Source organism: uncultured Pseudoalteromonas sp. (genome assembly GCF_963922945.1).
In the GTDB taxonomy this organism is placed as follows: Bacteria; Pseudomonadota; Gammaproteobacteria; order Enterobacterales; family Alteromonadaceae; genus Pseudoalteromonas.
This window is the reverse complement of the sequence record NZ_CAWUKC010000047.1, coordinates 1-12885: the sequence shown is the minus strand read 5'-3', so window position 1 is coordinate 12885 and position 12885 is coordinate 1. Positions and strand designations below refer to the sequence as shown.

At 40.7% G+C, this 12885-nt stretch carries 11 protein-coding genes and 1 pseudogene; 7 read left to right on the top strand and 5 right to left on the bottom strand.

The features are described 5' to 3' along the window. Positions 1-205 precede the first annotated feature (205 nt). From AABI99_RS11165 to AABI99_RS11155, 3 genes are all read left to right on the top strand, one after another. The gene (locus AABI99_RS11165; RefSeq protein WP_338365843.1) at positions 206-1537 is read left to right on the top strand and encodes a GH1 family beta-glucosidase; all 1332 of its coding nucleotides are present in this window, start codon (positions 206-208) and stop codon (positions 1535-1537) included. Positions 1538-1597: 60 nt separating this feature from the next. Continuing rightward, positions 1598-2926, top strand: a complete 1329-nt coding sequence (locus AABI99_RS11160; protein WP_338365841.1) for an MFS transporter — start codon at positions 1598-1600, stop codon at positions 2924-2926. A gap of 63 nt (positions 2927-2989) precedes the next feature. Further along, a complete protein-coding gene (locus AABI99_RS11155) occupies positions 2990-3994 on the top strand; it encodes a LacI family DNA-binding transcriptional regulator (RefSeq protein ID WP_338365840.1) in 1005 nt (334 codons plus the stop codon). A 52-nt stretch (positions 3995-4046) separates the two neighbouring features. On the opposite strand, the gene AABI99_RS11150 is transcribed toward AABI99_RS11155, so the two are convergent. Together AABI99_RS11150 and AABI99_RS11145 are read right to left on the bottom strand one after the other, a co-directional pair. Beyond that, positions 4047-4715, bottom strand: coding sequence for a DUF2987 domain-containing protein (locus AABI99_RS11150; protein ID WP_338365838.1), 669 nt, complete (start codon positions 4713-4715; stop codon positions 4047-4049). Next, on the bottom strand, positions 4708-5517 hold the full coding sequence (locus tag AABI99_RS11145) for a glucosaminidase domain-containing protein (protein WP_338365836.1): 810 nt from the start codon (positions 5515-5517) through the stop codon (positions 4708-4710). Before AABI99_RS11145 ends, AABI99_RS11150 begins: the two co-directional genes overlap by 8 nt. A gap of 212 nt (positions 5518-5729) precedes the next feature. Between AABI99_RS11145 and AABI99_RS11140 the strand changes: the two genes are divergently transcribed. The 3 genes and pseudogenes from AABI99_RS11140 to AABI99_RS11130 form a co-directional block, all read left to right on the top strand. Further along, positions 5730-7022, top strand: a complete 1293-nt coding sequence (locus AABI99_RS11140; RefSeq protein ID WP_338365834.1) for an anti-phage deoxyguanosine triphosphatase — start codon at positions 5730-5732, stop codon at positions 7020-7022. A gap of 109 nt (positions 7023-7131) precedes the next feature. Continuing rightward, positions 7132-7443, top strand: a complete 312-nt coding sequence (locus AABI99_RS11135) for a DUF962 domain-containing protein (RefSeq protein ID WP_338365833.1) — start codon at positions 7132-7134, stop codon at positions 7441-7443. Positions 7444-7512: 69 nt separating this feature from the next. After that, positions 7513-7797 (top strand): annotated as a pseudogene (locus tag AABI99_RS11130) (ligand-gated channel); the annotation flags it as partial. Positions 7798-7876: 79 nt separating this feature from the next. Here AABI99_RS11130 and AABI99_RS11125 read toward each other — a convergent pair. The 3 genes from AABI99_RS11125 to AABI99_RS11115 form a co-directional block, all read right to left on the bottom strand. After that, positions 7877-8920, bottom strand: a complete 1044-nt coding sequence (locus AABI99_RS11125; RefSeq protein ID WP_082430569.1) for a branched-chain amino acid aminotransferase — start codon at positions 8918-8920, stop codon at positions 7877-7879. 150 nt (positions 8921-9070) lie between these two features. Continuing rightward, positions 9071-10123, bottom strand: coding sequence for an acyl-CoA desaturase (locus AABI99_RS11120; RefSeq protein ID WP_338365829.1), 1053 nt, complete (start codon positions 10121-10123; stop codon positions 9071-9073). Further along, on the bottom strand, positions 10120-11163 hold the full coding sequence (locus AABI99_RS11115; RefSeq protein ID WP_338365866.1) for an FAD-binding oxidoreductase: 1044 nt from the start codon (positions 11161-11163) through the stop codon (positions 10120-10122). The genes AABI99_RS11120 and AABI99_RS11115 overlap by 4 nt, the downstream gene beginning before the upstream one ends. A 399-nt stretch (positions 11164-11562) precedes the next feature. Here AABI99_RS11115 and AABI99_RS11110 point away from each other — a divergent pair, with 399 nt between their 5' ends. Beyond that, entirely contained in the window at positions 11563-12663 is a 1101-nt protein-coding gene (locus AABI99_RS11110; protein ID WP_338365865.1) for a PQQ-dependent sugar dehydrogenase, read from the top strand. Positions 12664-12885: the final 222 nt, after the last annotated feature.

Below are 12885 nucleotides of genomic sequence, written 5' to 3'. Positions count from 1 at the left end.
CTGCCGTGTAACCCAGCTGCATTAAAGAGTTGACCTTCGTGATAATTAACATTAATCTAAAAATGTAAGCGCTTTCACGCATAATTAAATACGAACATGTAACATATTTCAACAAGTTTTATTTTTTATAAACCCGCGCTTACGCTTCATCGCAATAAATACAGTGGCTATTTATGCAGTTAAGGTTTAAAAAGGTTTGTTACTAATGACAAAATTATCGTTACCATCTCATTCACCTCTATTAACAAAAAACTTTGTTTATGGTGTGGCTACGGCATCATTTCAAATTGAAGGCGGGGCTGAGCATCGTCTGCCCTGTATATGGGATACCTTTTGCGATACACCCAACAAAATAGCCGACAGTTCAAATGGACATGTTGCCTGCGATCATTACAATCAGTGGCAAAACGATATTGAATTAATAGACTCGCTTGGCGTAGATGCGTATCGACTTTCTATCTCTTGGCCGCGCGTTATTACCTTATCGGGCGAGCTAAACCCTAAGGGCGTAAAGTTTTATACTAATATTCTTGATGAGCTTAATAAGCGCAACATTAAAGCGTTTGTAACTTTATATCACTGGGATTTACCACAACATTTAGAAGATAAAGGCGGTTGGTTAAATCGCGATACAGCTTATGAATTTGCTCGGTATGTAAAGCTTATTAGCCAAGCATTTGGCGAGCGGGTATTTTCGTACGCGACCCTAAATGAGCCATTTTGCAGTGCCTTTTTAGGCTACGAAGTAGGCATACATGCCCCAGGTTTAGTGGGCAAAGAATACGGTAAAAAAGCGGCGCACCATTTATTGCTTGCTCATGGTTTGGCAATGGATGTGTTAAAGCAAACCTCGCCTAATACTCAAAATGGTATTGTGCTTAATTTTACACCTTGCTACCCATTAACGCAGTCAGCACAGGATATTAATGCAGCTCGCTACGCCGATGATTATTTAAATCAATGGTATATGAAACCCATAATGGATGGCCAATACCCAGAAATTATAAACCAGCTTCCTAGCAATCAGCAGCCTGAAATCCACCCTGGCGATATGGACATAATTTCACAATCTATTGATTACTTAGGCATTAATTTTTATACGCGCCAAGTATACAAAGCGCACCCATACGATATATACGAGCCACTTGCACCACAAGGGCCTTTAACCGACATGGGCTGGGAAATTTACCCGCAGTCGTTTACCGATTTACTTGTAACGCTTAACAACACCTACATCTTACCGCCTATTTATATTACCGAGAACGGCGCAGCGATGCCCGACACCATAAAAAATGGCGAGGTAAATGATGCAGATCGCGTAAACTATTACAACAGCCACTTAAATGCCGTGCACGATGCCACAGCGCAAGGGGTTAATATTATTGGTTACTTTGCGTGGAGCTTAATGGATAATTTTGAATGGGCTGAGGGCTATTTAAAACGCTTTGGCATTGTTTACGTTGATTATAAAACTCAGCAACGTACTATAAAAGCCAGTGGCCAAGCTTATAAACACTTGATACAAAGCCGTAAGTAACCAATGAAGTCTATTCGATTAATCGCATAAATAAAAATCAAAAAGCGAGAACCTAACATCATGATAAGTGTAAAAGAAAAAATAGCCTATGGCCTTGGCGATACGGCAAGTAATATTATTTTTCAAACAGTTATGATGTTTTTAATGCTTTACTACACAGATGTAGTAGGGCTTTCTCCTGCGGTGGTAGGCACCCTATTTTTAGTGGTTAGATTGTTTGATGCCATCACCGACCCAGTTATGGGCAACTTAGCCGATAAAACCCAGTCTCGCTTTGGCCATTTTAGACCCTATTTATTGTGGCTTGCCCTGCCCTTTGCGCTTATTAGTATTTTAGCTTTTACCACACCAGAGCTTGAAGGCACCGATAAGATTATTTACGCCTTTACTACCTACACCTTGCTTATGGTGGCGTATACCGCCATAAATATTCCTTACTGCGCATTAGGTGGGGTGCTCACAAGCGATGTGAAAGAGCGTGTTAGTGTGCAATCGTATCGTTTTGTGTTTGGTATGTTAGGCGGCGTTATTGTTGCGGGCTGTACAATGCCAATGGTTGAATACTTTGGCCAAGGCGATAACGCCAAAGGCTATCAATACACCATGACGGCAATGAGCTTGCTTGGCCTAGTGTTATTTTTACTGTGTTTTTTTGGTACAAAAGAGCGTGTAGAACAACCACCTGAGCAAAACCTGTCGTTGTTTAAAAGTTTAAAAACCTTAATTAAAAACGATCAATGGCGAGTCCTGTGCGCTGCCGCACTATTTTTACTCACTGGCCAAGTATTACGTTTAACGTTAGGGGTTTATTACGTTAAATACTATTTAGGGCAAGAAGATTTAATTACCTCCTTTATGACCTTAGGCGTGTTTGCCAGTATGATTGGGTGTGCGTGCGCTCATCCGTTGGCTAAGCGGTTTTGTAAAATAAAAGCCTATATTAGTTTGCAGTTAATCGCTGCGGGCATATGTATTGCGAGCTATTTTATCTCCCCTGATAACATTATCTTGGCATTTGCCGCCTTTATTTTGTGGAAGTTTTTTTTAGATATGGCCACCCCGCTACTGTGGGCAAAAATGGCCGACACCATAGACTACGGGCACCACAAAACTGGGGTAAGAATTACTGGCCTTGTGTATTCGGGCGTTATATTTTTTATAAAAATGGGTGTGGCGTTAGGCGGTGCAATTGCAGGCTGGCTGCTCTCTTTTTATAATTACCAAGCGCAAACAATGCAGAGCCTTGATACGCAGCAGGGTATTTTATTATCGTTTACTATTATACCGGCGTTTGGTTCTTTGTTTGTTGCTTGTATTATGCGTAAATACACGCTCAATAACGCACAGTTAGCCTCTATACAGGCATCGCTAAAAACTAGTGCTAGTTAACATTTGGTGGGTACGGTATTATTTAACCGCCAAAATAAAGGATATAAGTGAGTTAACAATAACATGGCCACAATTTATGAAGTGTCGGAGCTTGCTGGCGTATCGTTAGCTACAGTGTCACGGGTAATGAATAAAAACACCCGCGTAAGTGAAAAAACCACTAAAAAAGTACTCGATGCAATGCAGCAGCTGGGCTATAAGCCCAACTCTATTGCGCAATCGCTTGCCTCAAACAGAACCAACAGCGTGGGTATTTTGGTATCAGAGCTTCATGGTCCTTTCTTTGCTCAAATGATGGCGGGGATCGAATCAGCCCTGCGCGCTGCCGGTAAGCACGTTATTATTACCACCGGTCACAGTGAAGACGATAAAGAAAAAGACGGCATTGAATTTTTAATTAGCCGCAAATGCGATGCACTCATTTTACATGTAGAGTCAGTCAGTGATGACTACCTAATTGAGCTAAGTAAAGGTAAAACCCCTATTTACCTTATTAACCGATACGTACATTCACTTGAAAGTAACTGCATTAGCCTAGATAACGAACTCGGCGGTTACTTAGCTAGTAAATCTATTGTTGAACAAGGCCACAAAAATATTGCTTATATTGCTGGGCCGCAAATTAAAGCCGACGCCAGAAACCGTTTAAAAGGCCATAAAAAAGCGCTTCTTGAGAACAACATCCCTTTTAATGAGGCGCTATTTTACGAAGGTGATTTTAACGAAACTGGTGGCAGCAAAGGCCTTGAAAAACTTCTCAATACACGTATTCCGTTTAGTGCTTTAGTGTGTGCCAACGATGAAATGGCATCAGGCGCTATGAAATACGCTCGTGAGCATGGCTTTAATTTACCCAACGATTTGTCAGTTATTGGCTTTGATAACGTAATATTTGCCAATTACCTCTACCCTACACTTACCACTATAGATAACCCAGTAGAAGAAATGGGTGAAATGGCTGCAAAAATGGTGCTACAAGATGTGTATCAGTATAAAAACTTACACATAAACCGCGTGTTTGAACCCACTTTAATTAAACGCGACTCAACCCAAGTATTGCCAAAATAACGCATAAAAAACGGCGCTATATTAAGCGCCGTTTTTATTTAACTCCAGTAACTTATTTTGCTATCCATGGGGTTACTTTAACTACATTTTTTATATCACCGAGCAGATTTACGTCATCTTCCCAGTTATTCTGTACTGCAAAGTAGCAGATTGATTTTTCGCACTGTATATGTGGGTTATTAAAGGTCACAGGCTTTTTAAAGGTTACAGCAACGCCTTTTTGCTCAGGTAATAAAAACCACATAAGCTTACTAACAAAAAAGCCCGATAAATCTGTTAAAAGTTCATCTAACTCGTTATTAATTGTGTACAACGAATCTTTAGTTAAACTAAGCCCTTCAAACTCGCTGGCCTCAATTTGCAATTTTAACTGACAATCGTGATCAGGGTTTTGTGGCTCAACAACAATAACGGCTTTATCCGTATCGAGCTGCTTATCAAACGGTAAAAGTAACTGTGCTTTATCGGTAAAGTTAAGCGGGTATTCGTTATTTTCAGTTAAAATTGTGCCGCTTTTAATAGCGCATGCCTCGTTTGTGGCAATGTCGCTAATGTAAAAGTTAACTCGTGCATACTGAAACTCCCCCTTGTTTACCACTTTTAATCTATCGTAAAAGCCATCGTACGACATTACGAACTCTTTGGCGTTAACATTGAATGTTAAAGCGCTTAGTGCAACTAGCAATACAGCTTGAGTTATTTTTAGAATTCCTTTATTCATCAAAGTAAGCTCTGTTTTGGTTAATCATAGTGTTTAACTCTTCTATGTAGGCCTCACCGCGCTCAGAGTACGACATTAACCCATGGGTTAGCGCAGTGGCGGCAATAGGCTTTTGCTGTCGGCGTAAATCTTCACGTATTAGGCGTAAATCTTTGTAAGCATTATGCGTGTTTATATTTCTAAAATACGAGCTTACTGCCGCCCGTACCGACTTAAACGCAGCAACTTCGTGCGCCGCTCCGCTATTGCGGCGTCTTGGTACCATGCCACAGCCTTTTGAATAACACCATTGGCCAAAAAAGTTAAGCCCTATGCGTGCAAAGCGCGATGTGCCCCACGCCGATTCATTCGCCGCTTGCATTAGCGCAAGCTCTTTAGGAATAATATCAACACGGCGCAGCGCTTGGCTTAAAATTAAGCTGTTTAGCGTTTCAGGCAAACCATAAGCCTTTAAAATATTAACAATGTCGCGCTGTTGTTTTTTCTCGAGCGGTTCGTTGTATTCAAGCATCATACGCGCAATTTCTAACTTAGCGCGTTGCTGTAATATTTTTTTATTTTCAGCCTCAACGTGCGGGCGAATAAAATCAAAAAATGCCTGTTTTTTCTCTTTTACGTCAGCAAATTCAGAAAATTTAGGTAAAGTAACATTGTGCAGGGGTTTTTCTTTTTTCTTAACTTTTTTAGGTTGTTCACCTGTGGTTTGTTCTTCAACCTCTTGCTCATTACTTTGCATAAACGGGTATGCAAGCGCCCATAAAAAAAATACGCTTAGTAACAGCTTTAAAATGGTTTTTAGCATGTAGTCTCTCTTTCAAACAACAATTATGCATGGGTAATACACACACATACGAAACCCCATTATACCTAAGCCACTTTGTAAACGCGAATAACCTATTTTGTTCATTCGCAATTTATAAGCACAAAGGTATACTGAGCAAGTAGCCGCTAATTATGAATACATTCGCTACGATTAAATAACCCCTTGTTTGATAAAGTTTTAGGTAAAGCAGTATGGATAAACAGTGGCAACAACGAATAATAGAGCAAGCTAAACACCGCCCTAATGACAATCGTTCACCTTGGCAGGTTGACCGCTCTCGGATTATTCATGCCGCAGCATTTAGGCGTTTACAAGCAAAAACCCAAATTATGGGGATAGGTTTAAACGACTTTTATCGCACTCGTTTAACCCATTCGTTGGAAGTATCACAAATTGGTACCGGCATTTTGCGGCATTTAAAAGCACAGCACAGCGATTTTGAACATTTCCCCTCTACAGGTTTATTAGAAACCTTATGTTTAGCCCACGATATAGGCCATCCCCCGTTTGGCCACGGCGGCGAAATTGCCTTAAATTATATGATGCGTGAGCACGGTGGATTTGAAGGCAACGCACAAACATTGCGTATAGTGGCTAAACTTGAGCCATACTCTAACGGGCACGGCATGAACCTAACTCGCCGCACGCTACTTGGCTTTATTAAATATCCCGCATTTATAGACGATTTATGGCACACTATTCCACAAGTAAATAACACACGCTCATTCATAAAAGCAGATGATTGGCGCCCCGCTAAAGGCTTATACAAAAACGATACACAAATATTTGAGTGGATCATTGCCCCTTTAAACGACAACGACAAGGCGCTACTAACAAGCCATACGCGAGTAGATCAGTACCGTGCAAAAACTCGTTATAAATCGTTAGATAGCGCCATAATGGAACATGCCGATGACATAGCGTACGCAGTGCACGACCTAGAAGATGCCATAGCCACTAAAGTACTTACACTAGATGATTGGCAAACACACGCATTACCCCATTTAAACGCGCTCAATTACGACTGGTTAAATACTAAATTAGACTCGCTCACCCAACGTTTGTTTTCAAAAAACGATTTTGAACGTAAAGACGCCATAGGCGAGCTGGTAAATATGTTCATTATTCATATTCATTTAGATATACAGCATGCTGATTTTGATTGCCCTATTTTAAAATACACTGCAAAGTTAGACACACAGTACGAGCGCGTTTTACAAATACTAAAGCACTTTGTATTTAAGCGCTTAATACGCGATCCTGAAATGCAGCAGATAGAGTTTAAAGGTCAAAATTTACTGATTGAATTATTTACCGCCTTTGCCAGCGACCCACTGCGTTTATTACCCGAAACAACGCAAGCTCTTTACCTAGATGCTGAAAAACAAAACCAAGGCATGCGCATTATATGCGACTACCTAAGCGGCATGAGCGATGAATATGCTTATAAAACGTACCAAAGGCTGTTTTCGCCAGTTCAATAAATTTAACTATGTGCTCTGGTGTGTATTTCGCTTTCTTACTCAAAATTTACCTGCAAAGCCTAATAAACCATTGTATATTTAATAAACTATAAAAATAAGAGCATGGATTATGAACACACCACACACGTTTAGCTCCTTTAAAGCGTTTTACCCGTATTACTTAAAAGAGCACCGCAATGTAACTTGCCGCCGTTTACACTTTGTGGGGAGCGTACTTGTACTTGCAGTGATCGTAACCGCGCTGTTAAAACAGCAGTACACCCTATTATGGTTATTGCCTATTATCGGCTACGGATTTGCGTGGGTTGGACATTTCTTTTTTGAAAAAAACCGCCCTGCTACATTTAAGCACCCATTTTATAGCCTATGGGGAGATTGGGTGATGTTTAAAGATATACTTATCGGTAAAATAAAATTTTAATTTTTATATTATTTTCTTATAAAAATCACTTACAACCTTTTTAAACGCTACGATACACTTCGCGCCATACTTAGATCATCCCGTTACGGTGAAACCCAAGACCCTTCATCAATGCCTGAGTTAAACGAGGTATTAAAGCCTAAGTGGATCACTGATTTAGGTGTCGCCTATGCCGCTACCGATAACTTAACGCTTAGTTTAGGTGCCAATAATATTTTTGATGTTTACCCAGATCCTACCCGCGAAAATGTAGAAGAAGTCTCTACTTTTTCTCGCTTATTTGCTTATTCGAGCTTTTCGCCTTACGGATTTAATGGCCGTTGCGTGTATGGCAAAATAGAATTGAAGTTTTAAGCGCTAAGTATTTAAAAAAGTGCTCAAAAACACAAAAGCCACCTAAACGGTGGCTTTTACTCTAGGCAACTAAAATTAATTACACTTTAGTTAACCAGCCGTGTTTGTCTTCACTTTTACCCCATTGAATATCGTTCAATGCTTGGCGTAATCGCGCTGTTGTTGGGCCTGGCTCGCCACTGCCTACTTTGTATTCTTTATCGTTATGAATAAACGTGCCTACCGGCGTTAACACCGCAGCAGTGCCTGAAAGCGCAGCTTCTGTACCTGGCTTTGCAGCGCGCTCTAAAAGCTCGGTAACACTAAAGTTACGCTCACTTACCGTCATGCCTAAATCTTTTGCAATAGTTAAAATACTATTACGCGTTACACCATGTAAAAAGGTGCTATCGAGCGCTTTGGTAATAATTTCGTTACCATCAATAAGAATAAAGTTAGCTGCACCGGTTTCTTGTACGTCGCCGCCTGGGCAAAATAAAATTTGATCGGCTTGGTATTTTTCGCGCGCTGCGCTAATTGGTGCAAGTGCACTGGCGTAGTTACCACCACTTTTTACCATGCCCATGTGCGGCGCACAGCGCATGCCATCTTCTTCAAGTAATACACGCAGTGCAGTGGCACCGCCTGTAAAGTAATCGCCTACTGGCGATAAAAGTGTATATAACAACGAGCTCATTGAAGGCGCAGCCGCTTTACCAATGGCAGCCTCTGTCCCTATATGCGTTGGGCGAATGTACATAGAGCCCGGTGGTAATGGCGTTTCATCGGCATATTCTTTAACAATTTTGATAATCATGTCTTTTAGCATTTGCCCATCAAAGCTTGGTAAGCTTAATAACGCAGAGCTTTGCTGCATACGCGCAATGTTTGCATCTATTCTAAAAATATAAATAGAGCCATCTTCGTGGCGAAACGCTTTTAAGCCTTCAAAACACGTGCTTGAATAATGAAGAACGTGCGCGCCCGCATGAAGTTCAAGTTTATCGGAAGGGACGATTGAGCTTTCGCTCCATTGGTTATCTGAAAAACGAGCTTGAATCATCTGCGGCATAAACACAGTACCGAATGCGGCCATTTTAATCTCTCTTGTGTGGTCTATTTTTCTCCATTGTATGACAATCATGCATCGTTTAACCATAGCAAAACTGAGGCTTTTTTAATTATCAAAAAGAATTTTTTGCAACTGCTGTTTATAAATTAGCCACACTGCTAAGCACATACAAAAAAGCCGATTAATGCATCTTTATTAATCGGCTTTTTAAAGGCACATTATTTATTTAAACGAGTACCTAATAATACGTTTTAATACCGAGCCGTACTGTGTAAAAAAACCACCTGTATGATAATCAATACCGTGCTTTTGCATAACGGCTTGCACTTGCGGCGCCACCTCTTGATAACGAGAGGACGGCATATCAGGAAATAAGTGATGCTCAATTTGGCAGCTTAAATGCCCAGTTAAAACATGAAACCAATGCGAGCCTTTAATATTAGATGAGCCTAACACTTGGCGATAGTACCACTGCCCTTGTGTTTCGTTAATGCAGTCTTCTTGTTTAAAGGTTTCGGTGTCCTCAGTAAAGTGGCCACAAAAAATAATGGTTGAGGTCCATAAATTACGGATTAAATTTGCCAGTAAGTTGCCTGCTAATACCCATAAAAACAAAGGCCCTGCCAATAAAGGAAATATCACATAATCTTTTATTAATTGGCGCGCACCTTTACTAAAAAAGCGCTGCTTTAGGGTAGAATGTGATACCCCCCCTTCGCGGTTTTCTTTCTTTTTACCTATAAACACACGCTCTGCAGCCAGCTCGTGGTACGACACCCCCCACTGAAACAGCACACTTAAATTAATATAGGTAATAAACTGCCACACATTTTTTAAGCGCCATTTAAAATCATTGCTTAAACGCAATAAGCCATAACCAAAGTCGCGGTCTTTACCAATAATATTAGTGTAGGTGTGGTGCTCAAAGTTATGAACGCGATGCCAACTTTGGCCATCGCATGCAATATCCCATTCGTAGTTTTGCGAGTTAAGCTGCTTGTCGTTCATCCAATCGTACTGACCATGCATAACGTTGTGGCCAATTTCCATATTGTCCAAAATTTTTGCAACCGCTAATAGCAGCACACCTACAACCCATAAAATTGGCTGAATAAAACCCAGCATCAATAATATACGGCCACTCCATTCGCAAATACGCTGCTTTTTAACAACCGAGCGAATGTAGTTTGCATCTTGTTGCCCTACTTTGCTTAGTGTATTCATTTTTATGCTATCTAAATCGTGGGCTAACTGATCAAAGTTTATGTTTTTCATAGCTGTAACTCCAAATCGCTAACAGGTTGACTAACACACAGTTGAATTAACTGCTCGCCATTATCACTCAGCTCGCCGGTTTTTAAATTTCGCACCACGCCTGACTTTTTAATGCACTGACACTGATGGCAAATACCAATGCCACACCCGCGTTTAACTGGTAGTTGTTTTGCCTCAAACTGTACTAACAAAGGGTTGTTAGCATTGACGAGATGAGCGGTGCTATTAATCTGTACGTTAAATAGGCTGTCGTCATTTTGGCTTGGCAGTGTTAAACCAAATGCCTCCTGGTAATAATTTAAATGGTGCTTTTTAGCAAAATCACTCACCGTTTTCATAAAGTTTGCTGGCCCACAGCAGTAAATATCTGGGTTTTCCCACACATTTACATGACGCGTAATGTCACCGGATTGCTCGCGAGTGAGCAATAAAAATGAAAAATGCGAAAAATGATTTGCTAATGCACTTAGCTCATCTACACATTGGTGTGCTGCAGCTTTGGCATAATAAATTAACGATACTTTTTGTGTGGTATGTTTTAAATGCTCATTAAGCATGGCAAGCATAGGGGTAATACCCGAGCCTCCCGCTATAAATGTTGCATTGTTTTGGGTGTTTTTATAAATAAAGTCGCCACTAGGCGCTGAAATATTGCACCAACTTTCAGCTTTTAAGGTACTTATAAGTTGCCCTGTAAAACGACCGGTTGCGTTAGTTTTAATCAATAGTCTAATTAAACCCGTGGCTTTAAAATACGCAGGGCTTGATGCAATAGTAAACACGCGAGTTAATAAACGCCCGTTTATTTCTACCGTTAAGTTAACATGCTGCCCAGCAGTATGTGCCTGCCAATGCTGGGTAGGCTTAAGGGTAATACCCAAAAAGTCACCATTGTGCTGCGTTAACTCTTCAATTTTTGCTCTATAAAGACCAGCACGCCACGCAGGCTTAACCATTTGCATAATGGGCTCAATATAGCCTGCAAAGGTTTGGTGGTGTAAAAACCACTTCGAAAATTGGTCTAATACTTTAGTAATCATCACTATTAATCTCTTGGATATTAAATATTGAATTTGAACTTACATGTGTACGCTCAAATTACAGCGCACAAGTGTACGCCCAAAAAAATTAATTTCAATAGCATTAGAGTAAATAGTCAGTTTTTTAGCGCGATGTTTGCGCAGCTTACTAATTCAAAGCGCTATACCAAAGCTTCAACTAAGGTGTAATAAATAGCGGTTTAAAATATTAAAGCCAGCCATACAACACTGCGGGTAAACTCTTTATAATTGAAATATATATAGTTTTATTAAATCGCCACATTTAGCAAAATCAGCAGTAGCATGCTAATGTAGGCATTACTTGCTTACTTATCAAACAGGACAAAAACTGTGTTTTTACCTACAAAAACGATTGCTAAAACAGTATCAACGGCGTTAATAGCTGCATTGATTTCAACGCCAGTGGCGGCTGTTGATTACAAAGCCCTTGATGTATTACCGCTTAATGTAAAGGCCGTCAGTGTGGCTAAAGGGGTAACTATCCCCTGGGCTATTGAGCCGTTAAGTAACGGTGATTTACTTATAACCGAGCGAAGCGGCGCGCTTTATTTACTGCCTAGAAACTCATCTAACTTAACTAAGCTCTCGGGTTTGCCACAAATTGATGCCAACGGGCAAGGCGGTTTACTTGATTTAGCCCTACATAGCGACGCAAACGATAACCAATGGCTTTACATAACTTACTCAAGTACCCAAGGCGCTAAAAGTGGCAGTAATACAGCCCTAATGCGCGCCAAGCTTAGTGACGATCGCACTGAGCTTTTAAACACACAATTACTATACAAAGGTGAGCATAACAGCACAAAAGGCCAGCACTACGGCAGCCGTATTGTGTTTGATAACCAAGGCTATGTTTACTTTTCGATTGGCGATCGCGGCGCGCGCGATAAAAACCCGCAAGACTTAAGCCGTGATGGCGGTAAAATTTATCGCTTACACGCTGATGGCCGCATTCCTAAAGATAACCCGTTTGTAAATCAAAAAAGCGCTAAACCCGCTATTTGGTCATACGGACACCGTAACCCGCAAGGCATGTGGTTTGATAAAACAACACAAACGTTATGGTCTCACGAGCACGGCCCACGCGGCGGTGATGAGCTAAACATAATTAAAGCGGGCGCTAATTATGGCTGGCCTGTGGTTAGTTATGGAGTTAATTACAGCGGCACAAAGTTTACCGACATACAAGAAAAAGACGGCATGCAATCGCCCGTACTGCATTGGACCCCCTCCATTGCCCCATCAGACATGTTATTGGTTAGCAGCGATAAGTACCCGCAATTAAAAGGCAAGCTTTTGCTATCGTCTATGAAATTTTCGTTTTTAAGTGTACTGGAAATATCTAACAAAGGTGTTTCAAAGCAATATAAAATTTTAGAAGGAATAGGTCGCGTTCGCAGCTTAGCACAAGGCGCTGATGGGTATATTTATTTAGGCATAGATGGCCAAGGTATTAAACGCCTAGAGCCTGCGCTATAAAACCGTTAGTAACCGCAGCATAGCAAATAATCCGTTTACCTTGTTTTTATTTTTATTTTTATTTTTATTTAACAAGGTAAACGCCCTTCAGCTAAAAGAACTATTTAGCTCTTTGTAGCGTATGGTAATGCTAGGGCGTGTTGATCTTTGATGGTTGAATTTGCAGAAGTATGTTTGGTTTTTAGGCAAGGCAGAGCCTATGAAGTGTGGTTACTCCCCATA

Excerpts from the sequence above, each read along its gene's own strand:
- AABI99_RS11155 (WP_338365840.1), top strand. The coding sequence starts at position 2,990 with ATGGCCACAATTTATGAAGTGTCGGAGCTTGCTGGCGTATCGTTAGCT.
- AABI99_RS11165 (WP_338365843.1), top strand. The coding sequence starts at position 206 with ATGACAAAATTATCGTTACCATCTCATTCACCTCTATTAACAAAAAAC.
- AABI99_RS11150 (WP_338365838.1), bottom strand. The coding sequence starts at position 4,715 with ATGAATAAAGGAATTCTAAAAATAACTCAAGCTGTATTGCTAGTTGCA.
- AABI99_RS11160 (WP_338365841.1), top strand. The coding sequence starts at position 1,598 with ATGATAAGTGTAAAAGAAAAAATAGCCTATGGCCTTGGCGATACGGCA.
- AABI99_RS11120 (WP_338365829.1), bottom strand. The coding sequence starts at position 10,123 with ATGAAAAACATAAACTTTGATCAGTTAGCCCACGATTTAGATAGCATA.
- AABI99_RS11140 (WP_338365834.1), top strand. The coding sequence starts at position 5,730 with ATGGATAAACAGTGGCAACAACGAATAATAGAGCAAGCTAAACACCGC.
- AABI99_RS11135 (WP_338365833.1), top strand. The coding sequence starts at position 7,132 with ATGAACACACCACACACGTTTAGCTCCTTTAAAGCGTTTTACCCGTAT.
- AABI99_RS11115 (WP_338365866.1), bottom strand. The coding sequence starts at position 11,163 with ATGATTACTAAAGTATTAGACCAATTTTCGAAGTGGTTTTTACACCAC.
- AABI99_RS11145 (WP_338365836.1), bottom strand. The coding sequence starts at position 5,517 with ATGCTAAAAACCATTTTAAAGCTGTTACTAAGCGTATTTTTTTTATGG.
- AABI99_RS11125 (WP_082430569.1), bottom strand. The coding sequence starts at position 8,920 with ATGATTGTCATACAATGGAGAAAAATAGACCACACAAGAGAGATTAAA.